The sequence below is a fragment of the Clostridium sp. MD294 genome, from assembly GCF_000364165.2.
Classification (GTDB): domain Bacteria; phylum Bacillota; class Clostridia; order Lachnospirales; family Anaerotignaceae; genus Coprocola.
In genome coordinates, this window is the sequence record NZ_CP097810.1 from 1,782,423 (window position 1) to 1,808,926 (window position 26,504).

The 26,504-nt window shown below is 31.7% G+C and carries 54 protein-coding genes; 43 read left to right on the forward strand and 11 right to left on the reverse strand.

The annotated features are described in order from the left end of the window. Positions 1–323: 323 nt before the first annotated feature. The gene (locus C820_RS08850; protein WP_004034662.1) at positions 324–800 is read right to left on the reverse strand and encodes a helix-turn-helix domain-containing protein; all 477 of its coding nucleotides are present in this window, start codon (positions 798–800) and stop codon (positions 324–326) included. 172 nt (positions 801–972) lie between these two features. Here C820_RS08850 and C820_RS08855 point away from each other — a divergent pair, with 172 nt between their 5' ends. Beyond that, the gene (locus tag C820_RS08855; protein WP_004034661.1) at positions 973–1,179 is read left to right on the forward strand and encodes a helix-turn-helix domain-containing protein; all 207 of its coding nucleotides are present in this window, start codon (positions 973–975) and stop codon (positions 1,177–1,179) included. A gap of 68 nt (positions 1,180–1,247) precedes the next feature. Here the strand turns inward: C820_RS08855 and C820_RS08860 are convergent, their stop codons facing one another. The 4 genes from C820_RS08860 to C820_RS08875 form a co-directional block, all read right to left on the reverse strand. After that, entirely contained in the window at positions 1,248–1,457 is a 210-nt protein-coding gene (locus C820_RS08860; RefSeq protein ID WP_004034660.1) for a type II toxin-antitoxin system HicB family antitoxin, read from the reverse strand. Continuing rightward, a complete protein-coding gene (locus C820_RS08865; RefSeq protein WP_004034659.1) occupies positions 1,450–1,710 on the reverse strand; it encodes a hypothetical protein in 261 nt (86 codons plus the stop codon). The genes C820_RS08860 and C820_RS08865 overlap by 8 nt, the downstream gene beginning before the upstream one ends. Before the next feature lie 28 nt (positions 1,711–1,738). Beyond that, positions 1,739–1,966, reverse strand: coding sequence for a helix-turn-helix domain-containing protein (locus C820_RS08870; protein WP_004034658.1), 228 nt, complete (start codon positions 1,964–1,966; stop codon positions 1,739–1,741). Between the two features lie 244 nt (positions 1,967–2,210). After that, positions 2,211–2,429, reverse strand: coding sequence for a helix-turn-helix domain-containing protein (locus tag C820_RS08875; protein ID WP_004034657.1), 219 nt, complete (start codon positions 2,427–2,429; stop codon positions 2,211–2,213). A gap of 142 nt (positions 2,430–2,571) precedes the next feature. Here C820_RS08875 and C820_RS08880 point away from each other — a divergent pair, with 142 nt between their 5' ends. From C820_RS08880 to C820_RS08890, 3 genes are read left to right on the forward strand one after another with little or no spacing between them, the layout of a single operon-like run. Then, positions 2,572–2,760 carry a hypothetical protein gene (locus C820_RS08880; protein ID WP_004034656.1) on the forward strand — a complete coding sequence of 63 codons (189 nt, stop codon included), beginning with the start codon at positions 2,572–2,574 and terminating at the stop codon, positions 2,758–2,760. Then, positions 2,757–2,978: a helix-turn-helix domain-containing protein gene (locus C820_RS08885; RefSeq protein WP_004034655.1), complete on the forward strand. Its 222-nt coding sequence runs from the start codon at positions 2,757–2,759 to the stop codon at positions 2,976–2,978. Before C820_RS08880 ends, C820_RS08885 begins: the two co-directional genes overlap by 4 nt. A gap of 41 nt (positions 2,979–3,019) precedes the next feature. Next, positions 3,020–3,190 (forward strand): hypothetical protein, encoded by a 171-nt coding sequence (locus C820_RS08890; RefSeq protein WP_004034654.1) that lies wholly within the window; start codon positions 3,020–3,022, stop codon positions 3,188–3,190. Here C820_RS08890 and C820_RS08895 read toward each other — a convergent pair. Further along, a complete protein-coding gene (locus C820_RS08895; protein ID WP_083863683.1) occupies positions 3,156–3,539 on the reverse strand; it encodes a DUF2513 domain-containing protein in 384 nt (127 codons plus the stop codon). The two genes, C820_RS08890 and C820_RS08895, sit on opposite strands and share 35 nt — an antisense overlap. Before the next feature lie 177 nt (positions 3,540–3,716). Between C820_RS08895 and C820_RS08900 the strand changes: the two genes are divergently transcribed. From C820_RS08900 to C820_RS08930, 8 genes are all read left to right on the forward strand, one after another. Next, the gene (locus C820_RS08900) at positions 3,717–3,899 is read left to right on the forward strand and encodes a helix-turn-helix domain-containing protein (RefSeq protein WP_004034653.1); all 183 of its coding nucleotides are present in this window, start codon (positions 3,717–3,719) and stop codon (positions 3,897–3,899) included. Positions 3,900–3,982: 83 nt separating this feature from the next. Further along, positions 3,983–4,396, forward strand: coding sequence for a hypothetical protein (locus C820_RS08905; RefSeq protein WP_004034652.1), 414 nt, complete (start codon positions 3,983–3,985; stop codon positions 4,394–4,396). Positions 4,397–4,599: 203 nt separating this feature from the next. Next, on the forward strand, positions 4,600–4,827 hold the full coding sequence (locus C820_RS08910) for a hypothetical protein (protein WP_004034651.1): 228 nt from the start codon (positions 4,600–4,602) through the stop codon (positions 4,825–4,827). A gap of 93 nt (positions 4,828–4,920) precedes the next feature. Next, positions 4,921–5,193, forward strand: coding sequence for a Veg family protein (locus C820_RS08915; protein ID WP_004034650.1), 273 nt, complete (start codon positions 4,921–4,923; stop codon positions 5,191–5,193). Then, positions 5,151–5,312: a DUF6906 family protein gene (locus tag C820_RS14660; RefSeq protein ID WP_502799853.1), complete on the forward strand. Its 162-nt coding sequence runs from the start codon at positions 5,151–5,153 to the stop codon at positions 5,310–5,312. The genes C820_RS08915 and C820_RS14660 overlap by 43 nt, the downstream gene beginning before the upstream one ends. A 4-nt stretch (positions 5,313–5,316) precedes the next feature. Continuing rightward, positions 5,317–5,598: a hypothetical protein gene (locus C820_RS08920; RefSeq protein ID WP_004034649.1), complete on the forward strand. Its 282-nt coding sequence runs from the start codon at positions 5,317–5,319 to the stop codon at positions 5,596–5,598. After that, on the forward strand, positions 5,595–5,888 hold the full coding sequence (locus tag C820_RS08925) for a Rha family transcriptional regulator (protein WP_004034648.1): 294 nt from the start codon (positions 5,595–5,597) through the stop codon (positions 5,886–5,888). The genes C820_RS08920 and C820_RS08925 overlap by 4 nt, the downstream gene beginning before the upstream one ends. Positions 5,889–5,897: 9 nt before the next feature. After that, positions 5,898–6,272, forward strand: a complete 375-nt coding sequence (locus C820_RS08930) for a hypothetical protein (RefSeq protein ID WP_004034647.1) — start codon at positions 5,898–5,900, stop codon at positions 6,270–6,272. Between the two features lie 52 nt (positions 6,273–6,324). Here C820_RS08930 and C820_RS08935 read toward each other — a convergent pair whose 3' ends face one another. From C820_RS08935 to C820_RS08945, 3 genes are all read right to left on the reverse strand, one after another. Beyond that, positions 6,325–6,588: a Txe/YoeB family addiction module toxin gene (locus tag C820_RS08935; RefSeq protein WP_004034646.1), complete on the reverse strand. Its 264-nt coding sequence runs from the start codon at positions 6,586–6,588 to the stop codon at positions 6,325–6,327. Next, positions 6,585–6,848 (reverse strand): type II toxin-antitoxin system RelB/DinJ family antitoxin, encoded by a 264-nt coding sequence (locus C820_RS08940; RefSeq protein ID WP_004034644.1) that lies wholly within the window; start codon positions 6,846–6,848, stop codon positions 6,585–6,587. The genes C820_RS08935 and C820_RS08940 overlap by 4 nt, the downstream gene beginning before the upstream one ends. Positions 6,849–6,928: 80 nt before the next feature. After that, positions 6,929–7,159, reverse strand: coding sequence for a helix-turn-helix domain-containing protein (locus C820_RS08945; RefSeq protein WP_004034642.1), 231 nt, complete (start codon positions 7,157–7,159; stop codon positions 6,929–6,931). A 141-nt stretch (positions 7,160–7,300) separates the two neighbouring features. Here C820_RS08945 and C820_RS14475 point away from each other — a divergent pair, with 141 nt between their 5' ends. Both C820_RS14475 and C820_RS08950 read left to right on the forward strand, forming a co-directional pair. Next, on the forward strand, positions 7,301–7,426 hold the full coding sequence (locus C820_RS14475; RefSeq protein WP_279282464.1) for a hypothetical protein: 126 nt from the start codon (positions 7,301–7,303) through the stop codon (positions 7,424–7,426). A gap of 191 nt (positions 7,427–7,617) precedes the next feature. Then, positions 7,618–7,815, forward strand: a complete 198-nt coding sequence (locus tag C820_RS08950) for a helix-turn-helix domain-containing protein (protein WP_004034639.1) — start codon at positions 7,618–7,620, stop codon at positions 7,813–7,815. Positions 7,816–7,873: 58 nt separating this feature from the next. Here the strand turns inward: C820_RS08950 and C820_RS08955 are convergent, their stop codons facing one another. Both C820_RS08955 and C820_RS08960 read right to left on the reverse strand, forming a co-directional pair. Further along, the gene (locus C820_RS08955; protein ID WP_004034638.1) at positions 7,874–8,104 is read right to left on the reverse strand and encodes a helix-turn-helix domain-containing protein; all 231 of its coding nucleotides are present in this window, start codon (positions 8,102–8,104) and stop codon (positions 7,874–7,876) included. Positions 8,105–8,388: 284 nt separating this feature from the next. Then, on the reverse strand, positions 8,389–8,628 hold the full coding sequence (locus C820_RS08960) for a helix-turn-helix domain-containing protein (protein ID WP_004034637.1): 240 nt from the start codon (positions 8,626–8,628) through the stop codon (positions 8,389–8,391). A gap of 161 nt (positions 8,629–8,789) precedes the next feature. On the opposite strand from C820_RS08960, the gene C820_RS14480 reads away from it, so the two are divergent. The 29 genes from C820_RS14480 to C820_RS09095 all read left to right on the forward strand — a co-directional run bounded on the left by C820_RS14480 (position 8,790) and on the right by C820_RS09095 (position 26,448). Next, positions 8,790–8,912 (forward strand): hypothetical protein, encoded by a 123-nt coding sequence (locus C820_RS14480; protein ID WP_279282463.1) that lies wholly within the window; start codon positions 8,790–8,792, stop codon positions 8,910–8,912. Positions 8,913–9,104: 192 nt separating this feature from the next. Then, positions 9,105–9,332: a helix-turn-helix domain-containing protein gene (locus tag C820_RS08965; protein ID WP_004034634.1), complete on the forward strand. Its 228-nt coding sequence runs from the start codon at positions 9,105–9,107 to the stop codon at positions 9,330–9,332. Positions 9,333–9,344: 12 nt separating this feature from the next. Continuing rightward, complete coding sequence (locus tag C820_RS08970) at positions 9,345–9,530, forward strand: hypothetical protein (protein ID WP_156801391.1); 186 nt, start codon at positions 9,345–9,347, stop codon at positions 9,528–9,530. Then, on the forward strand, positions 9,527–9,703 hold the full coding sequence (locus tag C820_RS08975; RefSeq protein ID WP_004034632.1) for a hypothetical protein: 177 nt from the start codon (positions 9,527–9,529) through the stop codon (positions 9,701–9,703). The genes C820_RS08970 and C820_RS08975 overlap by 4 nt, the downstream gene beginning before the upstream one ends. An 86-nt stretch (positions 9,704–9,789) precedes the next feature. Further along, the gene (locus tag C820_RS08980; RefSeq protein WP_004034631.1) at positions 9,790–10,290 is read left to right on the forward strand and encodes a siphovirus Gp157 family protein; all 501 of its coding nucleotides are present in this window, start codon (positions 9,790–9,792) and stop codon (positions 10,288–10,290) included. A 14-nt stretch (positions 10,291–10,304) separates the two neighbouring features. Further along, positions 10,305–10,649, forward strand: coding sequence for a hypothetical protein (locus C820_RS08985; protein ID WP_004034630.1), 345 nt, complete (start codon positions 10,305–10,307; stop codon positions 10,647–10,649). Then, positions 10,624–11,202: an ERF family protein gene (locus C820_RS08990; RefSeq protein ID WP_004034629.1), complete on the forward strand. Its 579-nt coding sequence runs from the start codon at positions 10,624–10,626 to the stop codon at positions 11,200–11,202. The genes C820_RS08985 and C820_RS08990 overlap by 26 nt, the downstream gene beginning before the upstream one ends. After that, entirely contained in the window at positions 11,195–11,572 is a 378-nt protein-coding gene (locus C820_RS08995; RefSeq protein WP_004034628.1) for a single-stranded DNA-binding protein, read from the forward strand. Before C820_RS08990 ends, C820_RS08995 begins: the two co-directional genes overlap by 8 nt. Before the next feature lie 141 nt (positions 11,573–11,713). Continuing rightward, positions 11,714–12,589 (forward strand): hypothetical protein, encoded by an 876-nt coding sequence (locus C820_RS09000; protein WP_004034627.1) that lies wholly within the window; start codon positions 11,714–11,716, stop codon positions 12,587–12,589. Further along, positions 12,586–13,281: a replicative helicase loader/inhibitor gene (locus C820_RS09005; RefSeq protein WP_004034624.1), complete on the forward strand. Its 696-nt coding sequence runs from the start codon at positions 12,586–12,588 to the stop codon at positions 13,279–13,281. Before C820_RS09000 ends, C820_RS09005 begins: the two co-directional genes overlap by 4 nt. Before the next feature lie 183 nt (positions 13,282–13,464). After that, positions 13,465–13,737 (forward strand): hypothetical protein, encoded by a 273-nt coding sequence (locus C820_RS09010; RefSeq protein WP_004034623.1) that lies wholly within the window; start codon positions 13,465–13,467, stop codon positions 13,735–13,737. A 176-nt stretch (positions 13,738–13,913) separates the two neighbouring features. Next, positions 13,914–14,327 carry a hypothetical protein gene (locus tag C820_RS09015; RefSeq protein ID WP_004034622.1) on the forward strand — a complete coding sequence of 138 codons (414 nt, stop codon included), beginning with the start codon at positions 13,914–13,916 and terminating at the stop codon, positions 14,325–14,327. 257 nt (positions 14,328–14,584) lie between these two features. Further along, positions 14,585–15,238: a helix-turn-helix domain-containing protein gene (locus tag C820_RS09020; protein ID WP_004034621.1), complete on the forward strand. Its 654-nt coding sequence runs from the start codon at positions 14,585–14,587 to the stop codon at positions 15,236–15,238. A 1-nt stretch (position 15,239) separates the two neighbouring features. Then, positions 15,240–16,670, forward strand: a complete 1,431-nt coding sequence (gene terL / locus C820_RS09025) for a phage terminase large subunit (protein ID WP_004034619.1) — start codon at positions 15,240–15,242, stop codon at positions 16,668–16,670. A 21-nt stretch (positions 16,671–16,691) separates the two neighbouring features. Continuing rightward, entirely contained in the window at positions 16,692–17,954 is a 1,263-nt protein-coding gene (locus C820_RS09030; protein WP_251855591.1) for a phage portal protein family protein, read from the forward strand. Positions 17,955–17,957: 3 nt separating this feature from the next. Continuing rightward, positions 17,958–19,496: a phage minor head protein gene (locus C820_RS09035; protein ID WP_004034615.1), complete on the forward strand. Its 1,539-nt coding sequence runs from the start codon at positions 17,958–17,960 to the stop codon at positions 19,494–19,496. Further along, positions 19,493–19,762: a hypothetical protein gene (locus tag C820_RS09040; protein WP_004034613.1), complete on the forward strand. Its 270-nt coding sequence runs from the start codon at positions 19,493–19,495 to the stop codon at positions 19,760–19,762. The genes C820_RS09035 and C820_RS09040 overlap by 4 nt, the downstream gene beginning before the upstream one ends. A 162-nt stretch (positions 19,763–19,924) precedes the next feature. Next, positions 19,925–20,560 (forward strand): hypothetical protein, encoded by a 636-nt coding sequence (locus C820_RS09045; protein ID WP_004034611.1) that lies wholly within the window; start codon positions 19,925–19,927, stop codon positions 20,558–20,560. Between the two features lie 3 nt (positions 20,561–20,563). Further along, a complete protein-coding gene (locus C820_RS09050; protein WP_004034610.1) occupies positions 20,564–20,806 on the forward strand; it encodes a non-structural maintenance of chromosomes element 1 family protein in 243 nt (80 codons plus the stop codon). A 263-nt stretch (positions 20,807–21,069) separates the two neighbouring features. Further along, positions 21,070–21,252 carry a hypothetical protein gene (locus C820_RS09055; RefSeq protein WP_004034608.1) on the forward strand — a complete coding sequence of 61 codons (183 nt, stop codon included), beginning with the start codon at positions 21,070–21,072 and terminating at the stop codon, positions 21,250–21,252. Between the two features lie 88 nt (positions 21,253–21,340). Next, positions 21,341–21,781 carry an XkdF-like putative serine protease domain-containing protein gene (locus C820_RS09060; protein WP_004034607.1) on the forward strand — a complete coding sequence of 147 codons (441 nt, stop codon included), beginning with the start codon at positions 21,341–21,343 and terminating at the stop codon, positions 21,779–21,781. 79 nt (positions 21,782–21,860) lie between these two features. After that, complete coding sequence (locus C820_RS14485; protein WP_004034606.1) at positions 21,861–21,983, forward strand: hypothetical protein; 123 nt, start codon at positions 21,861–21,863, stop codon at positions 21,981–21,983. 194 nt (positions 21,984–22,177) lie between these two features. Continuing rightward, complete coding sequence (locus C820_RS09065) at positions 22,178–23,071, forward strand: hypothetical protein (RefSeq protein ID WP_004034605.1); 894 nt, start codon at positions 22,178–22,180, stop codon at positions 23,069–23,071. A gap of 49 nt (positions 23,072–23,120) precedes the next feature. Next, positions 23,121–23,798 (forward strand): LysM peptidoglycan-binding domain-containing protein, encoded by a 678-nt coding sequence (locus C820_RS09070; protein WP_004034604.1) that lies wholly within the window; start codon positions 23,121–23,123, stop codon positions 23,796–23,798. A 13-nt stretch (positions 23,799–23,811) separates the two neighbouring features. Continuing rightward, positions 23,812–24,795: an XkdQ/YqbQ family protein gene (locus C820_RS09075; RefSeq protein WP_004034603.1), complete on the forward strand. Its 984-nt coding sequence runs from the start codon at positions 23,812–23,814 to the stop codon at positions 24,793–24,795. Then, the gene (locus tag C820_RS09080; RefSeq protein WP_004034602.1) at positions 24,792–25,298 is read left to right on the forward strand and encodes a S1 domain-containing protein; all 507 of its coding nucleotides are present in this window, start codon (positions 24,792–24,794) and stop codon (positions 25,296–25,298) included. The genes C820_RS09075 and C820_RS09080 overlap by 4 nt, the downstream gene beginning before the upstream one ends. After that, entirely contained in the window at positions 25,291–25,740 is a 450-nt protein-coding gene (locus C820_RS09085) for a DUF2634 domain-containing protein (protein WP_004034601.1), read from the forward strand. Before C820_RS09080 ends, C820_RS09085 begins: the two co-directional genes overlap by 8 nt. A 69-nt stretch (positions 25,741–25,809) precedes the next feature. Beyond that, the gene (locus tag C820_RS09090) at positions 25,810–25,980 is read left to right on the forward strand and encodes a type II toxin-antitoxin system HicA family toxin (RefSeq protein WP_004034600.1); all 171 of its coding nucleotides are present in this window, start codon (positions 25,810–25,812) and stop codon (positions 25,978–25,980) included. Positions 25,981–26,034: 54 nt separating this feature from the next. Continuing rightward, positions 26,035–26,448 (forward strand): type II toxin-antitoxin system HicB family antitoxin, encoded by a 414-nt coding sequence (locus C820_RS09095; RefSeq protein WP_004034599.1) that lies wholly within the window; start codon positions 26,035–26,037, stop codon positions 26,446–26,448. Positions 26,449–26,504 lie beyond the last annotated feature (56 nt).

A 26,504-nucleotide genomic window follows, 5' to 3' on the forward strand; every position in this document is an offset into this window, starting at 1 on the left:
CCTTTTCTATAGTTGTTATTAAGTATTTTTTATTTGTGTATCACTTTGCGTCCCTGTTTGCGTTTCTTTAAGAAACACAGTTTGTGTCGGTAGTTGTGTCGGTTTAACTGATACAATATTTTCTTGTGTTGTTCGTTGATTGCTTGTTAGTTATTTTATTGGTTATTTTTGGTCTTGCTAGAAAGTACATATTAGATGACAAAAACAATTGATTTCATCTGCTTGCAATTGTTTTCAATTGCTCGCAAGTCATTACAATCTGCTGTTTGCTGTAATCAACTACTGTTGCAATCTGCCACTGTTATAAATCACTGTCAATTTTGTCATGCCTTGGTAGCCTTATCTTCCATTTTATATATTATAGACATGAGTTCGTGCTTATCTCTAAAAGATAGGGAACGATAAACTTTAAGAAGTTCGGCTTCATTTTCGTTTATTGTTTGTTCGGTATCATTCTTTTTATTGGTTTTTCCTATGTTAGTGTTTTCTATGTTAGTACCCATTACAAAAGTATCTTCTATAATATCACTTTCTATATTAGTATCTTTTATTTTTTTAGTTAATATAGTAGAGTTTTTTATTTTAGTGCAATCATCAGTTCTGCCAAGTAAATAGTCCACAGAACAATCGAGGTAATCAGCAATGCGGGCAAGACTAAGACAGGATAATTGTTTACCTTTTGCAAATTCAGATATTGCATTAATATTTAGTTCACAATGAAAAAGTAATTCTTTCATAGTAATTTTTTTTAGTTTAGCTTGTGATTTTATTTTATCCGCTATTTCTTGTGTAATATACAATAAAATTAACCTCCTTTTTTATGCAATATATATAAAATAAAGTTTTAGCTTGAAAATATATTGACAATCAAGTTTTAACTTGATATACTATAACCAAGTTAAGAGTAGCACAGCTACATTTTAACACATAATGTAACATGAAACAACAATATGTGAAGGGAGATGAGAAAATATGAGTTTAGCTGAGAATGTAAGAACAAAACGAAAACAAGCAAAAATGACACAAAAGCAATTAGCAAAGAAAGTAGGAGTGACAAGTTCCTATATTTCTCAGATTGAAAATGATATTAAAGACCCTACCATGAGAGTAGGCGGTAAAATTGCTAAAGTATTAGGCTGTACATTAGATGACTTGATAAAAGAGAAAAGTGCAATATGATGCTGTGATGATACAGTATAAAATATAAAACAAAAGGCTGTCAAAAGACAGCCAAAATAAAAAGGTTATTAAGCATAAACTAGTTTACCTTTTGGGACAGGGATTTCTTCGCCATCTTCTTTGGCAATTTCAATCCATTCGCTGATAATAACTTCTACATTTTGTATTGCTTCTAGGCGAGTTTTGCCATCAGCCATACAACCAGGCAATTCTGGAACTTCAGCGATGAAAGCGTTATCTTGATTGCTCCAATAAAGAATAACTTCGTAATTATACATTAATATCATCTCCTAATTGATATTTTAAAATGATGTTACGTATTTGTTTTACTTGATAGGGTTTTGCTTTATTTCCAATAGGCTGAATGTTTATTTTTTCAGCAATCCCTACTCTAGTATATATAAAATGGTCGCCTCTGATACGTTCTCTGAAATGCAATGTAATAAGCAGCTTTTGAAGGTCAGAGAATTTAATATTGGCGTCTTGTGTACCACTTAAAACAGAGAGCAGTAATTTTTCAATTTGGCTCATTTGAATATATCCTTTCTGTAAAATTAGGTTATTTGTTGACTTCAGGGTTGTCAGTACGACCTAGAAGGTAGTCAACAGAACAGTCAAGGTAGTCGGCAATACGTGCAAGACTAAATGATGATAATCCTTTTTTATCAGAGATTTGACTAAGGGTATTAATATTTAAGTCACAAGCTAATAACATATCACCAATAAGAATATTTTGTTTTTTTGCTTGTTTTTTAATATGTTGAACTAATTCTTGTGCATTATACATAAAAATGTGACCTCCTTTTGTGCAAAACGTAAATTTCAAGAAAAATCTTGATTTTATATTTACATTCAAGAAATTTCTTGATATAATATAACCAAGTTAAGAAAATTAACTTAATTATAGCACAAAAAGGAGAGAAACACCAATGTCTGAAGATAGAAATCAACTTATATTGCTAACAATAAGTAGGGTACAGTACAAAATATAAAACAAAAGGCTGTCATTTGACAGCCAAAAGAGATGGGAATTATTTGTTAACTTCAGGGTTGTCGGTACGACCTAGAAGATAGTCAACAGAACAGTTAAGGTAGTCTGCTAGAGTATCAAGCTTCATAGCAGTGGGCATACTTCTCCCACTTTTCCAGTCACTAATATTTCCTGTTGAAATACCTGTATCATTTGAAAGTTTCTTAGCTGTTAGATTTAACTCTTTGATACGTAAGAATAAATTATCTAAATTTACCATTTATAGCACTCCTTTTTTGTATAGATACAACAAAAACTCGTAAATACGAAAATATATATTGACTTACTCGTAAATACGAGTTATAATATAACCAAGTTAAGAAAATTAACTTAATTATAACACAAAAAGGAGAGAAACACCAATGTCCAAAGCAAGAAATGAGCTTATACTACGAGCAATAGTAGACAAGCTAGGCTGTGGTACAGAAATATATACAGCAGAAGATATATTATTAGCGGCAAATATAGAAAGTAAAAATTTACAAGAAGTACAAAAAAAGCTAACAAATAGTGTTGATGAAATTGTAAAAAGGAAGGAGGAAAAATATTGAGTTGGGAAGATGTAGGAAAAAATATCAGATTACGACGAATTGCTAAAAGAATGAGCCAAAAGCAATTAGCTAAAAAGGTAGCAGTTTCTGCTACTATGGTAAGTTACATTGAAACAGGAGTAAAAAGTGTTTCAGTAAAAACACTGTATCTTATGTCTAAAGCGTTGGATTGTACAACAGATGAGTTATTAAAAGGAAATGAAAAAAGTGTAGTATGATGTCCAAGAGGTGCAGTACATTTTACAGTTGGAGGTAGAACATGAAGTTACAAAAATTAGTAATTGACGAAAACGAACATATTTATTTGGATGGTATAGAGATTTCAAATGTAAAGGAATACATATTAAAAAGCTCTGCCGAAAAACCAGCAGAGCTGACACTAACAATATATGTTATCACAAACCAAGTTTATTCTGAATTAAAGTTGTAACTGTAGTAATCGCAATATCTTTAATTGCTTGGAGAGAATCAATTCCGATATTCTTGGCTACTTCTTTTGTTTTGTTCCATGTTGTATCAGAACGAATATTAGCTAAAAATTGGTGTCCTTCATATGTTAGGTCATTAATTCTAAAAATTCTTTTAGGACTTCTTAAGTATTCAATAGTAGAAGCATCTAAAAAGTTGCCCTCTACTAATTTTATACAATGATATTGAAGTTCATCTTCAGAATAATTTGGAATTTTTTCTTGAAGTTCAGGTACAGTTAAATCTTTGCCATATTCTATTGCTTCTACAGCAATAAGGATATCCCTAATACAATCTAAGTTAAGTTTTATAGCATCATACCACCTTTCTAAATCATATTTTTATCTTTAGAAAGACATCTCTCCTTTCCTTATAAATTTCAGCAAATGGCAGTTTGCTGATAAGTAAAGTATAGGAGATAAGGGAGAAAAAAGCAATATTGTGTCCAAACAATGTGGTACATCTTTACAAGTTAGAAGGTGAAAAATATGAAACTAAATAATATATTGAAACACAAAGGTTTAACAGTACAAGAATTAAGCAAACAAACAGGAATTAATTATTACACACTACAAAAATATAGTAGTGGTGCAAGAGAGCCATCAGTGAAAAAAGCTAAAATATTAGGTAAATTTTTAGAAGTAAATTGGTGGGAATTTTTTGAAGATTAAAAAGTAAAACAATAAAAAATAGTTACAAATAAAAACAATGAAAGCAAGTAGGACGGCTTTGAGAAATAAAAAGGGGGAATGTTATGCGAAACATTAGTATTGATTTCATATCCCAGAATGATGTAAGAATTAGCATTGATGGCAAGGAATTAGAAGATATATCTGGTTTTTCATTGAAAATTAAAGAAGGTAAAATTCCAAAATGTTCTGTAGAAAAAAAGGCATTTAAGGAATTGAAAAAACTGGAAGTGATAAGAAATGATAAAATACCAATATTACGAAGTATTCCAGAAGCTGTAAAGGAATTGAAAGAAGAAGATCCTAAAACATCAATTACAACATCGTCAGTCAGAAGTTTGGTAAAAGAGGGTAAAGTTTTAAAATATCCCAAAGGAAAACAGATACAAGTAGATTTAGATGAAATAAAGGAGTATTACAGAAATGGAGGAAAAATGACAAAAGTAAAACCGAATGGAAAATTACAAGCTATATTTTAAAGGCGGAATGTTATGGAAGTAAGGGAATTTGTAGCGATATGCCTGATTTTAATAGCGATGTGTTATTACTGTGATAAGAAATGTAGTTTTGATTATTGGTGGTATTGTAGTTGGAATATTTCCTTGTATAGTGTTAGGAGTAGTTAGTGTAATAGTTGGTTTGATAGTTTTTATCAAAAAGAAATGCAAGAAGGAGAAATAATATGTACATACCATTTGAAACACAAAAAGAAGGTTTGAAAAAGCTAGAGGATATGGTAAAAGAAAGAGAAAAAGCAAAGGGCAGTAATTGGTATGCAGTTTGGAAAAAGGATTGTAAAAGATTTGCAAATAAGCTGTTGCAGTCTGGTGCAAATGAAAAAGATATTGTTGCTGTTATGAGTTGGACAGGCAAAGAAGAATGTTATTGTGGAGTGTTCTGCAATAAATGAAATAGAGTATAAGAGGAATTTTTGATAAAAAAACATATTAAAGATGAAAAAAATTAACAGAAAATGTGTTAAAAAATAAAAAGGAAGAATGGCATGATAGAAAGTGATTTGAAAGAACAAGCTATAAAAATGGGATTGCAGGTAGGAAAAAATATAAAAATAAAGCGTGTAAAAAGATTACAAGGAACTGCTATAAAAATTACGCTTACAGGAAAAGTAATCGAATTGTGTCCTTATGTATTTATAGCAGAAATACAAGGAAAAAAAGAAAATATAAAAGAAAGTTTTATGTATAGTCAGATTATTACGAGAGAGGTGCGATTGTGCAAGGCAAAAAACCAACGAAAAAACAGAGAATATTTTTAAAAAGCAAAAATCTGAATAATGAGAATTGGCTTGTGTGTAAGGATACAGTACAAGAAATGGTAATAAAACACAGGCTTTCAGATAAATGTAGAACAATTAGAAAGGAAGAAAAGCTTTAAAAATATGAAAAAATGTGACGAAAACTGTCTGGAATGTAAATATACAGATTGTATTGTAGATGTAACACCAAGTGAAAAAAAGAAGGCATATTATAGAGAATATCATCAGAAGCACAAAGAAAAGAGAAATGCAGCTTCTAGAAAATATCAACAAGAACATAAAGAAGAAATAAAAATTTATCAAAGAGAATACCAAAAAGAATATAGAAAAAGACCAGAAGTAAAAAGAAAGAGAAAAGAATACCGAAAAAGGAAAAAACAGCAAGAAAAGGAGGAAGGCAAATGAATAAGTTAATACTATTGAAAAATAATGATGTGTTTACAACAAGTCTAGTAATTGCAGAAGGTACAGGAAATGAACATCATGCTATTCAACAGTTATTAAATAAATATAAAGAGGATTTTGAAGATTTTGGAAAACTTTTATTTACGCATTTAAAATGCGAAAATAAATCAGAAACCAGAGGAAGAAAACAAAAAATTTATTTGCTAAATGAACAGCAAGCAACGTTGTTAATGACTTATCTTAAAAATACAGAGATTATAAGAAACTTTAAGAAAGAATTAGTAAGGTAGTTTTACCAGATGAAGCAGATATTATTAGAAAAACAAACTGCACTATGGCAAAACACTAGAATAGAAGCAAAAGCAAACAGACTAAAAGAAACAGACGAAATAAAAGCATTGGTTGCGTATGCTAAAGAAAATGGCAGTAAAAACGCTGATAAATATTATATTACATTTAGTAACTTAGCGAATAAGGCGGTAGGGATAGACAGCAATCAAAGAAATATAGCAACTACAAATCAGCTTAACAATTTGATATTGATAGAAAATATCATAAACCATGTGATACAGGAAGGTCTACAACAACAAATATACTATAAGAAGATATATAAGTGTTGCAAGAAAAGAATAGAACAATTTAGATACATAGCTTATTTGGAAAAGATAGCATAAAAAAGGCTGTCAAAGCAAATGACAGCCAGAAGTAACAATAATGAAACGCAGGTTATTTATCATCATAATGTGAACGACAAGACAAAATTTCCAATGTGTCATTATTTATTCTATAGAGCAGTCTATTTGTATCATCTATTCTACGGCTCCAGAAACCACTTAATTCACCTTTTAATGGTTCAGGTTTTCCTATACCACTGAAATAATTGCGTTCAATATCTTTTAGTAAAGCATTGATACGTTTGATTGTTTTTTTATCTTGTGCTTGCCAATAGATATAATCGTCCCAAGCTTCATCAAACCAGATTTTTTTCATTCTTCGTCTACCTCAATTATATCATGCTCTATGCCTTTTCCAGCATCGAGTGCTGCAATGCCACGACGTAAATGTGCCATATTACTCTTAGAATAAAAGGGGTCAAGAGAAACTTCAAAAGGAATTCCTTGTTGACGTACCATTGTTTTTGCAAAGATGTTGATAGCGGTAGACATAGTAAGTCCAAGTTCATTACAAAGGGTATCAAATTGTTGTTTTAACATATCGTCCATTCTAATATTGACATTTGTTTGAGCCATAATTTGCACCTCACTTATATTTTGTTAATTACATTGTATCAAATATTATTTACATTGTAAATAAAAATATTTGCAAGGAACTATAGCTTGTGTGAATTAGGATTATCTGTGCGACCTAGTAAGTAATCAACAGAGCAGTCAAGGTAGTCGGCGATTTTATAAAAAGTTTCAATACTTTTTACATCACCTCTACGAAGATTTGACAGAACATTTACACCAAGATTACAGTCAGAAGCCATTTGTTTGCCAGTTTTATTTTTGTCAATTAATAATTTTTTAATTTGGTCAGCGGTAAATTGTGAATTATACATAAAAATCACTCCTAAATTTATTGATATTTTATTATTTTGTTTTGCGGAATACCGTTGACTTTTGCGGAATACCGTGATATAATTAAACCATAGTTAAGGAACACCACCTTAACAAACACCAAAAGAAAGGAGGTTAAGGCAATGAGTAAGAAAAAGAAAAAAAGTAGCAAGAAGAAAATAGAAAAAATTGTCATACTTCTTGCTACAACACTTACTCAGCTGATAACAGCGATTATATTGCTGATAATACAACAGCTGATGAATTAACAAAACGGGGGAGGAAAGCAGCCTCCCCCATATAAAAATAATAATCTTTTTCTTGCTCATTGTCAATAAACAATAGATAGAAAGAAGGGAGAAAATATGACAGTATTACAAATATTCAGTATTGTAGCAAACATTGGAGTTATTATTGTAGACAGTGCAATTATTGTTTTACTTGTAAGGGAGTTGAGAAAATGAGTGTAGGGACAAATGTTAAAAAAATGAGATTAGAAAGAAATATAACACAAAAAGAATTAGGAGAAAAAGTTGCTGTGTCCTTTTCGTTTATTTCTCAGATAGAGAGAGGAACAAAGTCATTAAGTATGGAACTTGCAAAAGAAATTGCAGATGTTTTTGGTTGTAAGACAGATGACTTTTTAAAAGATATTTAAAGGTGATTGTTTAGGAGTGGTTATTATGAAAAAAGGCTGCCAGAAGACAGCCAGAGAGTTAAGACTTGTGTGAATTAGGATTGTCGGTGCGACCTAGTAAATAATCAACGGAACAATTAAGGTAGTCAGCAATTTTAGCTAAATTTTTAGAATAGACATCAGTTCCATTTGCCATTTTAGAAATAGTATTTTTACCAAGTTCACAGGCAACAAGGACTTCATTAACACTTTTATTTTGTTGTTTTGCCATTGTTTTTACACGATTAGCTATTTCTTGTGAATTATACATAAAAAATCCAACTCCTTTTATGCAATTTAACAATTTCACCTAAAAAGGTTAAAAATATATTGACTTTACCCTAAAAAGGGTATATAATATAATCAAGTTAAGAAATTAACTTACATTATACCACGCAATTTTAAAAAGTAATACCATCGACTACTTGCTGGAACAAGAAGTTGATAGAAGTAATTTAAAAAAATAGCTTAATATCATTGTACATCAAACAGAAACAAAAAGTCAAACAGGAGTGGTTGTTATGAAAAAAAGGCTGCCAGAAGACAGCCAAAGAATTAAGACTTGTGTGAATTAGGATTGTCGGTACGACCTAGTAAGTAATCAACGGAAACATCAAGATAATCGGCTATTTGTGCAACAGCTTCTAAACGTGGAAGGTATCCTGATGATTGCATGGTATAAAGTGCGTTTTTATTCATACCACAATCTATAAGCATTTTACTTGCTGATATTTTATTAGCCTTTAAAATACTTTTAATTTTTTCTGCAACTTTTGTTGATTGATATGTGAGCAATATAGTCACCTCCAAAAAAAATCTAAAAAACTTTAGAAAAAACTATTGACTTTCTAAAGAACTTTAGATATAATATAATCAAGTTAAGAAATTAACTTATATTATAACATAAAAGGAGGGACAATACAAACTCATTACTAAGCAGAAAGGAGGTCAAGGCAATGAGCAAGAAAAAGAAAAAAGGCAAAAAGTACATAGTTGAAATGATACTTTTTGCCACCGCAATAATTCAACTCACAGCAGCAATCATTACACTGATTAATGTGATAATGAGCTTGAGTTAATATAAACGGGGAGGGCGACTCCTCCCCTATATAAAAATAATACCTTTTTCTTGCTTAATTGTCAATGTTAACAATTACTAATAAAGGAGGGAAAAATATGACAGGAGTGCAGATGTTCAGTATTGGAGTAAATGTAATAACAGCCATAGTTGACATTGCAATTATTACCATCATTGTAAGAAGGTGGAGAAAATGAGCATAGGCAATAACATCAAATTGAGAAGAATAAAAGAGGGAATTAAGCAACAAGATTTAGCTGAATGGGCAGGCATTACAGCTTCTATGTTAAGTCAAATAGAGAGGGGCAAAAAGCCCCTCTCTCCTCAAACAAGCTGTGCAATTGCACAAGCATTACAATGTAGTGTATATGATTTGGTAAAAGTAGAATGTAAAATTGAATTGGCTGAAGCAAATGGTTGAAAAAAGGTGGAAATGATGTGTGAGAAAAGAAAAAAGTTAATTACGCAAGCAATACTGAGTGAATTAAGTTCTGGTGTTGAAATATATACCGCAAAAGATATTCTAGTAGCAGCAAATATAAAAGAAGAAAATTTAAAAGAATTGTTAAACAAGTTTCAAAATGAAGTAGAGGAGGTGACAAATAAGGAAGAATTATGAAAAGAATAGTACAGATATTGGCAAGTATTGCTGTAGCAAGCAGTATGTTGTTGTGGGCGAGTGATATAGCTTATACACAGAGGGGCTACAAGGCAATAGGCGGGAAATACATAGCAGCGATATTAGCAGCCGTAATAATATGGTGGCTGATAGATAGAATGGAATGGAGATGAAAAAAGCCCCTAAGGAACTGGCATTCCAAAAGGGGCAAAGAAAAATACAATTATGGGTATTATAGCATAATGAAGGAGTGTTTGCAATGGCTAGTTTATATGAATTAACAGAAAATTTTTTAGAAGCACAGGAAATGTTATTTGATGAAGAGGTAGAAATGGAAACCATATTAAATACATTGGATTGTATAGATTGTTTGATAGAAGAAAAAGCAGACAATTATGCAAAAATAATGAAATATGTAGAAGGTCAAATTGTTATTGCAAAGAGTGAAAGAGAAAGGCTTTACCAGAGAGAAAAAATGCTTGAAAAGAGATGTAAAACAATGAAAGAGCATTTAAAACAGTGTATGGAAGTGACAGGAAAGACGAAATTTAAAACAGCTTTATATAGCTTTTCCATACAAAAGTATGGTGGTGTGAAGCCATTACAAATTGATGCAGATGTGAATGATATACCAACAAAATATTTGATACCACAACCACCAAAACCAGATACAGCTGCCATTAGAAAGGCATTGGAAGAAGGTGCAAAATTACATTTTGCACATCTGGAAGAAAAAGGGACAAGTTTGAGAATACGATAAGGGAGGATAAACATATGGAATTAGAAAAAATGCAAAAAGTGAATGAGATATTGCAACTGTGTTTTGAAATCAATGGATTAGAGCAAAGACAAAGAAAATATACAGGAGAGAAACCAACAGTGTTTTTTGAATTTAGTGGACATATCGCACTACTGAAAATACAAATACATAAAACAGGCTGGTATGCCTATGAAGAAACGAGAGAGTATGCACAACCAGATATACGACTTGAAATTCACTTAAATGACCCATATAAAGAAATAAAAGAGTATATGGAAGAATGTATAGTATATTTAAAAGAGTTGAAAAATCGAATGGAAAAGAGTGATAACTATGAGCATTTACAGCAAGCTATTTGAGATACAACAAAATTTAAAAGCACCAAAAGAGCAATATAATAAATTTGGCAATTACGCTTTTCGAAGCTGTGAGGATATATTAGAAGCATTAAAACCGCTTTTAGCAAATCAAAAAGCAGTTATTGTGTTATCAGATGAACTCACAAATATAGAGCAAAGATATTACATAAAAGCAACTGCACGCATAATAGACATTGAAACAGGAGAACAAATAGCAAATAGTGCTTATGCAAGAGAAGACGAAAATAAAAAAGGTATGGATTTAAGCCAGATTACAGGAGCAAGTAGCTCTTATGCAAGAAAATATGCTTTGAATGGCTTATTCTGTATAGACGATAACAAAGACAGTGATACAACAAATATATATGAAAAAGAAAGTCAGAAGCAACAAAATAAAAAATATTGTTGTGAAATATGCGGAAAAGAGTTTGAAGGTTTCAAAACAAAAAATAAAGAATATACGGCAGAACAGGAATTTATTCTAAAACGTAAAAAATTTGGTCAGGCACTTTGTAATGATTGTATAGAGAAAAGAGGACTAAAAAATGAATAAAGTGATATTGATGGGAAGATTGACAAAAAAACCAGAAGTAAAATATACACAGCAAAATGTAGCAGTTGCAAGGTATACCCTTGCAGTTGCTAGAAGATTTCAGCAAAAAGGACAATCAGAAGTAGATTTTATAAATTGTATTACTTTTGGAAAATCAGCAGAGTTTGCACAAAAGTATCTAAATAAAGGCAAACAGATAGCAATTGTAGGAAAAATACAAGTGCGTTCGTGGGAAAATGAAAATAGTCAAAAGCAATGGAGTACAGAGGTGATTGTAGAAGAACAGTACTTTGCAGATAGTAAAGTAAATGAAACAGAAGGAAATAGTTTTAATACAGTAGAACAAAGTGATGATGATTTACCATTTTAATGGTATATAAAAAAATGAGATGTTTTGATACTTTGTAAATGACATGATGAAATAAAAAAGTTTGTACCTTGAAAATAGAATAATGGAGAAGTAAAAACTGCAGTTTGTGTTTATGCAGACAGCAGTAGAAAGAAGGGCGTTATGGATAGTGATAATTTGATAGAAAGTGGTGGATTTATAAAGCTATATCGTTCTATATTAAAATGGGAGTGGTATGATGACATAAATGTAAAAGTGTTGTTTTTACATTTGCTTTTAAAGGCAAATTATGAATATAAAAAATGGAGAGGGATAGAAATACAAAAAGGAGATGTTGTTAGTTCCATTAGTCATCTCTCAAATGAAACACAATTAACACCACAACAAGTAAGAACGTGTTTGACAAAACTAAAAAAAACAGGAGAAATAACAATTAAAACAACAAGCAAATATACGCTAATACATATTGAAAAATATAGCTTTTTTCAAACACAACAACAAACAGATAACAAACAGATAACAAACAAACAACAAACAGATAACAAGCAAGTAACAAACAAACAACAAACGAATAACAAACAAATAACAAACGAACAACAAACGAATAACAAACGAGTAACAACAACTAAAGAATTAAAAGAATTAAAAGAAAAAGAAAAAAGAGAAGAAAGAAAAGAAGGAGAAGAAGGCAATAAGGGTATTTATCAGCTAATCGCTGATTGTTACAACGCCACTTGCGTGTCGTTGCCACGCTGCACAAAGCTGTCGGAAGCTAGGGAAAAAGCAATAAGAGCTAGATTGAAAAAGTATACAATCGAAGACTTCAAAAAAGTATTTGAAACAGCTGAAAATTCTGATTTCTTGAAAGGTGCAAATCGCAATAACTGGTTAGCTAATTTCGATTGGCTAATAAAAGACAGTAATATGGCGAAAGTGTTGGACGGCAATTATAAAAATAAAACAGGCGTTGTAATACAGCCACAAAGTAGTAACATTTTCTTGGATATTGCACAAGAAGAAGGAGGTGTGTTGTTTTGACAAGAGAAGAAATTGTTCAGGTTCTTGCAGTGCTGAAAGCGAATTACTCCGGAGCATTGAAAGATATGACAAGACAAGAGGCAGAAGGAAAAATCAATATATGGATAACAATGTTTGCGGATACAGACAGGGAAATCATGAACTTGGCTGTGCAGAAAATTATAGCTACAAGTAAGTATTTTCCTACTGTGGCAGAAGTCAGAGAAGTCATTGCTGAAATCAATACAGGTTGTGTATTGGACGGCGGAGCAGCTTGGGGAGAAGTCATAACAGCAATACGAAATTATGGTCAGTATAGAGAATTGCAGGCACTGGAAAGTATGTCTGATATGACAAAAACAGTTGTGCAAAGAATGGGCTGGAGGGATTTGTGCCTAAGTGAGGATACAGAAATAGATAGAGCACATTTTTTAAAAATCTATCAAGCAGAAGAAAAAAGACAAAAACAAAAAAATGTTTTGCCACTGGAAACAAGGCAAAAAATAGAACAAAAACAGTTAGAATATCAGCAGCAAAAACAAGAGTTGTATCAACAACAGAAACAGCAAAAATTGTTAGAACAAGAACAACAAAAACAAAAACAGTTACAAACACTTTTGTTGTATGCTCCTAAACCACAGGAAAATGATTTTGCTAGTGTGGCAGAATTGTTTGCAGAAAAAAGAAAGGAATTGCTTGAAAAATCAAAATAATAAAAATAGTACTGATGAATGTGCAATATAGAAAGGAGTATGTGGAATGAGTGAAAATAAAACAGTAAAAGGCTATAAGGTATTTTAAGAATTAGATTGTGAGAAAGAAATGGAAAAAGTAATGGAATATAAAATAAATAGACAGTTGGAAAGGATAAGACAAGAAAAAAAGGAGTGAAAATTATGAGCCAAAAAGAAAAACAAAAATTATTACAGTCAGAATTTGGACAAGAACTACAAGACACTTTAGAAAGATATTGTAAACTAATTTATAGGAACTCTTTCAATGTAGAAGAGATAGATTATAGAGCCTTGCTTGATATATATGTATTAGCATTAAATTTTATCTTCAATGAAAATTTTGATATTCAATTTAGTGAAGATTATTATGGAATTTATGCAACAATTGCTGGAGAGTATTTGATAAAAGAACCAGTAGAGAAATTATGGAAGTGAGCTTATGCCAAATTTAAGAATTAGATTGTGAGGAAGAAGTGGAAAAAGTAATGGAATATAAAATAAATAGGCAGTTGAAAAGAATGAAAATAAAATAAAAACAAAAAGGGGCTTCCGCCCCACTCCAACAACAAAAGTATATCATATTCTATTGATATAGACAAGGGGCGGAAGTTATGAAAGCAAAACAATATTTACAGCAATTACAAAAGTTAGATAGTATGATTGAACAAAAATTACAGGAATTGTACGAATTGAAAAAATTGCAAGGCATAAGGGCGATAGATTACACAAAACAAAAAGTACAATGTAGTAGGCAATGTGGTGCGGATTTTGAAACTATATTGATAAAAATAATTGACATGGAAAATGAAATCAATGCCGAAATTGATAGATTTATTGATAGTAAGCATGGTATTATCAATCAGATACAATTGCTGGAAAATGAAAAATATATGCAAGTGCTTTATAAAAGATATGTAGAATATAAAAGGTTAGAAATGGTGGCTTGTGAAATGAATTATACATTTCAGTATGTGGTTTTGCTACATGGACAGGCATTGAAAGCTTTTGAGCGAAAATTTCTATAGAAATTCAATGTAATATAGTGTTATAATGGTAACATGAAATGTTAGGGAATAGTCAAATGGCTATTCCTTTTTTTATAAAAAAATTGGTTACAGAGTAAGCAATATGTAGATATTTGTACAGAGGGCTATTTGTACTTTGGATTTGATACAAAATTTTTAGAAAGGGCAATAGAAAAAAGTAAGATTTAGAAACATAGAAATAAGGTACTCAAAGAGTGCCTTTTTTCAATTCAACATAAGGTGGTGGTGATGATGTAGTGGAGAAAAAACAACAGGCTTATGAGGACTGGCGAAGGGGAATGAAATATAAAGAAATCGCTGAGAAATACGACATTTCTTTGAGCACAGTAAAGTCTTGGGCAGTACGTTATTGGAAGCAGGAGAAAGGGGAAAAGGTTGCAACCACAACAGCAAAAAAGTTGCAAACAGAAAAGAAGAAAGGCGGTGCTCCTAAGGGAAATAAAAATCATGTCAAACATGGCATATATGAGAGAATGCTTTTTGAATTTTTATCAGAGCAAGAACAACAATTCTTTTTGCAACATGAAATAGATGAGATAGAAGAATGTAAAAATATGATAAAGTTTTGCGATTTGCAAATATTGAAATTTATGAGAAAAATAAAAGAACTGGAACAAAAAGCAGGTGGACTTGTAGTGTCTGGTGTAAGTAAGAAAAAAAGAATAGAAGACTTGCAAAAAGAAAATACAAATGTACAACAAGAAATCACTACAAATACTGTAGCAGTACATGAATTGATACTTCGTTACAACAATGAAATCGAAAAAGCTAAAAAGCAGAAAATGAAGTGCTTAGAGGTACTTTTAAAATTTGGAGAAACACAAAACAAACAACAAACAGAACAAACAACAGCAGTAAATATTTATTTGCCAGATAATGGGAGAGTATAATATGGAAATCAGACCACAAAAGGGAGCACAAGAAAGTTTTTTATGTTGTAATGCTGACATCTGTATTTATGGAGGTGCAGCAGGAGGAGGCAAAACATTTGCTTTGCTTTTAGAACCACTACACTATATCAACAATGGAAAATTTGGAGCAGTGATATTTCGAAAAAATAACAATCAGATATTTGCAGAAGGCGGACTTTGGGACACAGCCTACAACATTTATCCCTATTGTGGAGGAAAAGCAGTCAAAAATCCAGTATCTGTATGGAAATTTCAAAGTGGCATGAAAGTCACATTTAGTTATATGGAGTTAGAAAAAGATGTATTAAAATGGCAGGGTTCTCAAATACCTCTGATACTTTTTGATGAATTAACACATTTTAGTAAAAAGCAATTTTTTTATATGCTTTCCCGTAACCGCTCTACTTGTGGTGTAAAGCCTTATGTGAGGGCTACTTGTAATCCAGATAGTGAAAGCTGGGTAGCAGAGTTTATTTCTTGGTGGTGGGATAAAAACACAGGCTATCCCATACCAGAAAGAAGTGGTGTGCTGAGGTGGTTTATAAGACGTGATGATACATTATATTGGGCGGATAGTAAACAACAACTTTTTGAACAGTTTGAATTAAAAACAGAGCAAGAAAAAGCAGAACCAAAATCTGTTACATTTATAGCCAGTACATTACAGGACAACAAAATACTCATGGAAAAAGACCCTAGTTATATGGCAAATTTAAAAGCACTTTCTATAGTAGAAAGAGAAAGACTGTTATATGGTAACTGGAAAATCAAACCAGCAGCAGGGCTGTATTTCCCAAGAAATAAAGTAAATTTGATAGAAGAAATACCAAATGATGTAAAGCAGTGGGTGAGGGCATGGGATTTTGCAGCTACAGAGGATAGAAAAAATACAGAAAGTGGTGCAGCATATACCGCAGGGGTATTGATAGGAAAAAGAAAAAATGGCAGTTATGTCATAGTAGATGTTATTAATAGAAGAATGAATGCAAGTGAAGTAAGACAAACGGTATTAAATACTGCAAAAACAGATAAAACAAAATATAAAAATGTCAAAATAAGATTATCGCAAGATCCTGGACAGGCAGGAAAAGACCAAGCAGAACAGTACATAAAATTGCTTTCTGGATTTTCGGTGTCAGTGGTAAGAGAGTCGGGCAGTAAAGAAACAAGAGCAGAACCTTTTTCTGCACAGTGGATAGGCTTGCAAGGTACAGAAAAAGGAAATGTGTTTGTATTGCTTTCAGATTGGACAGAAAGCTATTTATCACAACTGGAAAGCTTCCCAGAAGGAAAATATAAAGATATGGCAGACGCTTCTAGTAATGGTTTTGCAGAACTGACAAAGGGTAACACAGCTATTGTACCTCCTGATTGCTTTGCTGAAAAAGATAGAGAAAATGGCTGGATATAATAAAGTGAGGTGGTGAGGAAATTGGATATATTTGGAGAATATGGACGTATAGGACAAAGGCGATATGGTGGTGTATTTTTTGAGGAATTTTTAACAGAGTTACAAGGGCAAAAAGGCATTGAAGTGTATAAAGAAATGTCTGAAAATGATGATATTATAGGAGCAATGCTTTTTGCAATAGAAATGCTTATGAGGCAAGTAACATGGGATATAGAACCAGCAGCAAATACAAAAGCAGATAAAAATGCAGCAGAATTTATAAAAAGCTGTATGAATGACATGGAACAGTCCTGGCAAGATACCATTTCTGAAATCATGTCATTTTTAATTTATGGCTGGAGTTATCACGAAATTTGTTATAAAAGGCGAATACAAAATCAAAGTAAATATACAGATGGATTGATAGGCTGGAAAAAATTAGCATTGCGTTCACAGGATACATTGTATCGTTGGGAATATGGAGAAAATGACGACTTGTTAGCAATGTCGCAAATAGCACCACCAGACTATATCATTAGAACAATACCCATTGAAAAAGCATTACATTTTGTAACAAAGAGTAGAAAACAAAATCCAGAGGGGCGTTCTATACTAAGAAATTGCTATACAGATTATTATTATAAAAAGAGATTTAGACAGATAGAGGGCATAGGAGTAGAGAGGGATTTAGCAGGATTGCCATTGTTGCAACCACCAGAAGGAGCAGATATATGGAATGACGACCCAGAGAATATGAAAGCATTAGCCTATGCAGAAAAGCTAGTAAAAAATATTAGAAGGGACGAAAAAGAAGGTATTGTGTTGCCGTATGGCTGGACGTTTAGCCTAGTAAACGGCGGAAGCAAAAGACAGTTCGAAATAGGCAATATTATAGAAAGAATAGACAACAGAATGGCTATGACTTGTATGGCTGATTTTGTGCTTTTGGGACATCAACAAACAGGAAGTTTTGCACTTTCCAGCGATAAAACAAGGCTTTTTGCGGTAGCAATAGGTACTTATTTGGATATTATATGCCAAACAATAAATACACAGGCAATACCAAAGCTGATAAAAGTCAATCAAAGTCATTTTAAAAATATAAGCGATATGCCAAAACTGATACATGGTGATATTGAAAAACAGGATTTGACACAGTTTGCAGATTATATTGTAAAAATGGCAAATGTGGGACTTTTAACATTAGACCAAAATCTGGAAAGAAAAATAAGAGAAATGGGTGGTTTGCCTGAGGCATTAGAAGGAGTTGCCTATCCTCCTAAAGAGGAAGAAAATGGAGGATAATGAATGATGCAGTTTTACAATGAAGTCAAAAAAGAACACAACAACTACCCTGAAGCAATAAAAGAATTAAGGGAAACATTAGAAGAAGAACAACCAGAACTAGAGCAATATTTCATAGAATTATGGGACAATCAGCAAAGAGAGATTACAGCACAACAGTACATAGAAATGGTAAAAAAAGGGAAAGTGACAAATGAAATAGAAAAGCAATTACTACAAAGCACTACTATATTTGTGTTGGGAAAAATGTTTACAAAAAAACAGACTGCTATGGAAAAAGGAGCAGAAAAAATAGTTAAGAAGATTACCGAAAGGCAATCTTCTTTTTCTTTTGATATAAAATACCACGAAACCAAAAAGTGGATAGAAAAAAGTTGTGCAGAGCAGATAGTACAGCTGACAAAAACACAAAAAGAAGCGATAAAACTGGTTATTGACAGAGCAGAAACACTAGGTATCACTACAGAAGGTACAGCGGATTTGTTAAAGCCAATGATAGGATTACATAAAGGACAAGTCACAGCAAATGTAAATTACTATAACAGTATTAAACAAAATCTATTAGAGAACCACACTAAAATGAAAGAGCAGACAGCAGAGCAAAAAGCATTAGAAAAGGCAAAGCAATATGCCAAAAAGCAAAAAGAATATAGGGCTATGACTATCGCTAGAACAGAACTTGCAGGAGCATATAACGCAGGAGAATATTACAGCATCAAACAGGCTCAAAAAGATGGATTGATGGGAAAAGTGAAAAAGTATGTCATTACTGCAGGTGATGGTAGAGTTTGTAAAGGCTGTAGAGAAGTAGAAGGACAGGAAGCAAACCAAAATGAGTATTTTAAAACACAATGGGGCGATGTGCTTTTCCCACCTTTTCATACAAGTTGTAGATGTGCTGTGGAGTATGAAGAAGTTACGGAAACATTAGAAGCACCAGAAATCAACGACCCTAAAATAAAAGCATCACATGATGAATTTACACAAATACTTCAAGAAAGTGAAGATAATGAATTTAACAAAAATATGAAATTCCTTCATCAAACTACAGAATATCAGTTAGATAAAAAATTAGGTTCAGCATTTGCTTATGATAAGGATTTAGACTTGATAAAATATAACCCCAATGCACCCAATTATGATTTATACGATATGAACATTGTACAAGCTCATGAACTATCTCATAGAATGGATGAGTTATTATATAGAAGCTGGGAAAATGAAAAATTTATAAAATCCGTTGAAAATACAAGCAAAATCATATATAATTATGAAAAAGAAATAAAAGAATGGTTTAAAGAAGACGGCAAATATTTTGATGATATAGGATTTTCAGATATATTTAGTGCATTAAGTAAAGGTAAAATGAATGGTATCTTGAATGGGAAGCATAAAGAAAGATATTGGAAAAATACTGAAAATGTGTATAGGGAAATATTTGCTAATTTATCAGCGATTGATGTATTAAATTGTGAAAGTAAAATGGAGTGCACCAGCATTTTAAAAGAAGTATATGAAGCTTATAAGGAGCTGATAGCATGAAAGAAATGAGAGAACCTCGTAAAACATCATTTTATAGACCTCGTAAAACACCTCTTTTTAGTATTTTAAAGAATGATATAGACTTGCGAGAGTTAAAAGAACAATGGAAAGAAATATTTCCTACAAATGAATTTCCACCATATCATTATGATTTTTATAGCAGTATTGATGACTATAAGCAGAAAATCAAAGAAGCAATTGAAACAGGAGATGAAACAAAATCAGGTGGAGTTATAAAATTAGTTGACTTAGCACATCAAAAATAAAAACTGTACCTTAACGCCTTAGGGCGTTTTTTTATTGCTTATAATAGAGTTTGTAAAGGCTGTAGAGAAGTAGAAGGACAGGAAGTAAACCAAAATGAGTATTTTAAAACACAATGGGGCGATGTGCTTTTCCCACCTTTTCATACAAGTTGTAGGTGTGCTGTGGAGTATGAAGAAATTTCAGAACCAGAAGAAGCACCAATCAAAACATATATTGATGATATTAATAATCCTAATTTTATAAGAATAAAGAATATAGAAAACATTCCTAAAAAAACAATAGATATTATCAAAAATGATTTAGCGTTAATTCCTGAAACACATCAAAAAATATTAAAAGATTATGTAAAAGAAATAGTAGTTGAAAAAGGAAGGAATTCTTGCTATGATAGAGAAAAAAGAATTATGTATATTTCGCTAAATCCTGAAAAAGGAGAAGTTATTCATGAGTTTGCTCATGCACTAGAAACAAAACTTAAATTACACAAAAATTTTGAATATATTAGAGTTTTAAATAATGGACTAGAAAATATAGGAATTGGTGATATTATTTATGATGACGAAACATTTAATATTCCTATTTATAGATTAGAAAACTCTAAATTTATATCAGAATATCAAGGTCGTTTATATGAAACAGATTTAAATGGAAAAGGAAGATTTGATAGTAAAGCAGGAACTTTAAATACTTTGTGTTTAGGTGATTATTTTAGTGAAGGATATAAAGAATTTATAATAAATCTGCAACATTTAAAACTAAAAGATAATGAATTGTATAAATTCATAAAGGAGTTATAACTAATGGAATTAACAAAAATTTTAATTCAAAAATTACTTGCTACGGAAAATGACTTTCAATTTATGTTTCTTATTTTTGAAAATAAAATAGAGGAAGAGGAATGGAGAAAAAATGATATTTTATTAAAACATTATGAAAAAGTAACTACAAAAACACGTGAGGCTTTAGGAAAATTCAACTATAAAATAGCTGAGGATATACCTGGATTTTGTAAGCCAAATAAAAAAAATCTTAATAAATTATGAGAGAAAGAAGTAAAAGAACCTTACAGAGGAATTTCTGATATATTAAATGGTATGTCAAAAGGAAAGATAAAATTAGGTTATATACATCCTGACCCAGATTATTGGAATAAACCCTTTAGAGTAGAGAAAGAGACATGGGCAAATTACGGTGGAATGATATATATGCAAAATAAAGATGTATGGATAGTAGCTAATAGCATTTTTCCAAATATAACAGAACAAGTTAATGTTATATTAAAAGAATTTGAAAGGGGATTAAAATAATGTATTATGGAAAAATGACAAAAGAACTAGAAGATTTAGTAGAACAATATGAACAATTATTTGGAGTTGACCCTTGTGGAGAAGAAGAATTTGAAATAGGAGATAATAGTTACAACGATTTTGTAGATGTATTAAAAAAATGCGTCAAAAATAAAAAAGATATTTTTATTATTGGGGCATAGATGATGACGATGATGATTGGTAATATTGTACCTTAACGCCTTAGGGCGTTTTTTTATTGCTTATTTGAAATAAAAAGGAAGTGATGAAATGAACTTTGAATTAAAAAAGTCTGTTGAGGACAAAAAGCAGGTATTTGGCTGGGCAAATGTCGCTGAAGATGAACAAGGGAATAGTATTGAAGACTATCAAGGCGACAGTATTACAGGGGAAGAACTGGAAAGAACTGCCTATGACTATGTGCTAAAATTTAGAGATACAGGAGAAAGACACAATCCTGCATTACGTAAAAAAGGCAAAATGATTGAAAGTATTGTATTTACAAAAGAAAAGATACAGGCGTTAGGGCTTCCAGAGAATAGCTTGCCTTGTGGTTGGTGGGTAGGTTTTCAGATAACAGATGACAGTACTTGGCATAAAATCAAAAAAGGCGAATACAATATGTTTTCTATAGAAGGCACAGCACAGGTAGAAAATGTAAATAAGGCAGTACAAGCAAGGAGCTTTTTAGAATGTTTTGTTGAAATATGAAAATTGATGTGATAATATAAATATAAGGTAACCGAAATAGGGTAGTTAGCCTCCTTATACAAAGGAAGGAGGCGATGCTATGAGTACATATGAAGTATTGTTTTTAATGCTTACATCAACTGAACTGATGTTAAATATGTTTAACACTCTAATTGCGTTGCTTTCTCTCATCATTGTTATTTTGATGGATAAAAGAAAGTAATAAAAAAACTACCCATTATAGCCTCACACGCTTTGGGTAGTTGAAACACCAAACCGAGACTAACCACCTTCCACCTTGTGGCAAAGGCTGGCGGTTACCTCCTTTGTAAGTAAAGTATAACACAATAAAATATATTTTGTAAAGCACTTGTTTTATAGCATGTGCTTTTTTTATGTCTAAAAGGAGTGTGAAGTATGGCAAAAAAATTGAAAAATGTATCTGTAAACAGTGTGGATTTATGCAAACAAGGAGCAAATCAAAGAGCATTCATTTGTTTGAAAAAAAGTATAGAGGAGGAGAATACAGTGTCAGATTTAAAAACAAGTATTATTCAAAATGTATGTAAGGAACTAAATATTACTGTGGAGGACATTTGTAAGGCATTAGGTGTTTCTATGCAGGAACAACAAACACAAGAGCAAAAAATTAAAAAAGCTATGGAAACTTCTTTAATAAGTGTGCTGAAAGATGAAAGCAAAACAGCAGAACAAAAAGAGGAATTATTACAAAAGAGTGTAAATGAATTTTATAGTACTGTATATGATTTTGCAAAAGAGGAACAAAAACAGGAGGAAACTATGGATATTAACAAAATGAATGAATGCGACAGTGAAATTTATGAAAAATTAAAAAAGAAATATGAACCAGAAATACAAACAGTAAAAATACAACAAACACTTCACCCAGAAGTCAAAAAGGCACTTAAAGAAGCTGAAACAGCAAAACAAGAACTGGAAGAATTAAAAAAATCACTTGAATTAAAAGAGTTTGAAAATATTGCAAAACAATATGAAGTAATTGGCAAAAATACAGAGGAGTTGTCAGCAAAACTATATGATTTAAAAAAGTCTAATGAACAGGCATACAATGACTATATTGCTATGTTAGATGAAATGGTAGAAATGACACAAGCAAGTGGTATATTTAAAGAATATGGCAGTAGTAGAGCAGGTGCAGGTAGCAAAAAACAACAGGCAGAACAAAGAATACAGGAATTGATGAAGTCAGATACTGCACTAAGTTATGCAGATGCCTTTGTGAGAGTTTGTGAAGAAAACGAAGAATTGAAAAAAGCATTAGAATATTAAATTTGCTTACAGTGTTTACAAGGACAGGTGTTTTTTGTGAGGTGGTGAAATGAAAATCATATTAACAGAGTGCGACACAGGGAATTTTATGACATTTCCTATGCTGCCAGAAGAAATAAAAGTAGATTGTGCTACAAGATTTCAAAGTTATGATATTATGAATATTGGTGAGGTGATGCAGCCACTAGGAGAGGATTTAACAAGAATATCGTGGAGCTGCAAAATACCAGGTGAAAAAAGACAAGTCAAAAAGGAAAATGGAAGTTATCAAAATCCCTACATTATTGTTAGCCACGGCGACCCTTTAAAGGTGCAGTCGTGGTTTTCTTTTTTAAGAAATAGAGGAATAAAATGCAGGTTACTGATTACAGAAACACCTGTCAATCATGAGGTATATTTAGAAAGTTATACTATGACCTATGCAGGAGGATTTGGAGATTATGACTGTGACATTTCATTTATTCATGCTAAAGAGTTAAAAGTTTGTACAGAAGGAAATGAAGGCGACAACGAAGAAGGCACAACAAAAGCAGTCACACCACAACAACAGCAAAGACCAGAAAAAAAGTCAGATACTTCTTATACTGTCAAAAAAGGAGATTGTTTATGGGATATTGCACAATCAAAATTAGGAGCAGGAAACAGATACCAAGAAATTGCAACATTAAACAATATTTCAAATCCAAATAAAATTAGTGTAGGGCAAGTGTTACTGCTTCCTGTATAAGGATGTGATAATTATGGCAGAAGTAGATATTACAAAACTGAAATACAGTATAAAAGCATTTTTTTCTTCTGGGGAAGTAATGGATTTGACAGGACTATGTACTTCATTAACATGGGGAGAGGAAAAAGATAGCATTGCACAAAAGGCAGAAATCAAACTAGCAAATATCAAAATAGACAAAGGATATATCAGTGATTTGATAGAACTTTGTACGCAAATAGTAATTTTTGTAAATAAACAAGAGTATTTCAGAGGAATTGTATGGGATTGGAGTTACACCAGTGCATTAGAAAAAGAACTGTCATTTACAGCATATGATAAAATGATATATTTGACACAAAGCAAAGGCAATACATACTATTCTAGTGGAAAAAGTACACAGTTTTTAGTAGAAGATATTTGTAAAGAATGGGGTATTACTGTGCAGTATGAATGGGAAAGCTGGACGCATGGAAAGACGCCTTTAAAAGATATGGAAATCAGCAGGCAATTAACAACAGTGCTAGATGAAGCACAAACAAAACTAAACAGTAAATATGTTATGCTTTTTGAAAAAGACACACTCATTATTAGAAAAAAAGGCAGTAATACAGATATTTACTATTTTCACGGCAAAAATGTAGAAAGTACTACAGACCGCTTGACATTACAAGGATTGGTTACAAAAGTGTTAGTATATGGAAAGTCTGAGGAAGACAAAAGACCTCCTTTATTAAAAACGGTAAATGGTGGCTTAGAATATGGTGTATTACAAGAAATTATTACAAAAGACAGTAACAAAACATTAGAAGATGCAGAAAAAGAAGCACAAAATATATTAAAAGAAAAAGGAAAACCAGAAGAAAGTATTTCTATATCTACAATAGATGTACCTATAATGAGAAAAGGCGACAAAATAAAGCTAGTAGCTGGTAATTTATCAGGATATTTTATAGTAGAAGGAGTAACACATGACGGTTTTTCAAAAACAATGGAGCTGGAGTTGGAAAGAATATGAAAGGATTTCAACATTTGGGAAGTGTAATAAGGCAAGAAGTGCAAAACGGTACAAAAAGCCCTTTGATATTAGATTTTGGTGTGATACAAGAGGATTACAGTCTTTTAACAAATACCTATCCCATTCCTATACCAATAGAGGATTATTCTATATGCAGAAGTGTGAGCTGGAACCCAGCAAAGCCTATGACAATGACGTGGTGGCAGGGAGAAGACCCTGTTGTAGAAGGCTGGGAAGAAGAAGATTGGAGTGAAAAAGGCTGGCAGGAAGGAGAGAAATATTTACACAAGCCACCAGATACATTCCCAGACCACGAACATAATGCCAAAGGAAAACATAATCATAGTGTTTGTAGTACAGGAATACATTATCACGATGTGTATTTACCCGATAAAATGAGATGGATAAAACCAGGAGACAGAGTACTTGTAGCGTGGGTAGGAGTAGATGCCATTGTAATTGATTTGATACTCAATGCAAAGGTGGTGCTGGAATGTGACTAATTTATTTCCTACATTTGCTGTACCCAAAGTAATAGAAAGTGATACCAAAAAACAAAATAGAACAAAACAAAGTATATATTTTGATTTTGAAAAAGGAGATATTGCACTGGATAGTAATGGAGAAATCAAAACAGCAACACCCTATGATACTTGGGTACAGTGGTGTTTAAAAACAGTGTTAACACAAAGATGGGCGTTTTTTGCTTATTCCTCTCAAACTGGTGTAGAAATGGAAGAAGCATTTGCTCAAGAGGATAGAAAAGCACAACAAAGTTATATCGAAAAAACAGTAACAGAAGCACTTTTAGCTGACCCTTATCAGAGAACAAAAAGAGTGTATGATTTTACATTTGTATGGCAAACAGATGGTGTAGAGCTTACATTTTGGGTAAATGGCTTGTGGGTAGAAGATAAAAAATTAACAGCGTTTTTGATACGTTAAAAATGTGTATATTACAATTGATAAATGTGTATATTATGTGTATAATATAACTATGGAAGGGAGGAAACTATGAAGCAGAAAGAGTTAGTAAAAAAGCTAGAAAGTATTGGTTTCCAATTTGAAAGACATGGAGGTAGTCATGATATTTATGCAAGAGGAAAAGAAAAAGAAACTATTCCAAGACATAAAGAAATCAATGAAAAACTAGCAAAAGCAATATTAAAAAAATGGGGATTGTAAAATTTCTATATTTCCTATTATATAGATAGTATGCACAAGAAGGAGTGAAATAATATGAAAGTAGTATATCCTGTGATTTTTACACAATCTGAATATGTTATATTAGTAGAAGTACCTGATTTAGAAATTTTAACAGAAGGGGAAAATATTACAAATGCAATAGATATGGCAAGAGATGCTATAGCATTAAAAATAATATCGTTAGAATATGACAAAATAGAAATACCAAATCCAACAAATTTATTTGATGTTAATATAAAAAATGGTACATTTGTACAAGAGGGAAAAAGTTATGTTTCTTTAGTAGATGTTGATATTACAGAATATCGTAAAAAAGTGGATAATAAAGCAGTCAGAAGAAATATTACATTACCTAATTGGTTAAATGTAGAAGCAGAAAAAGCACATATTAATGTTTCAAAAGTAGCACAAGAGGCATTAATAGAAAAACTAGGTGTTTCCAGATAATGATTTTTAAAAACATCTCTTGATATATGATACTGTATATAATACTATATATAGGA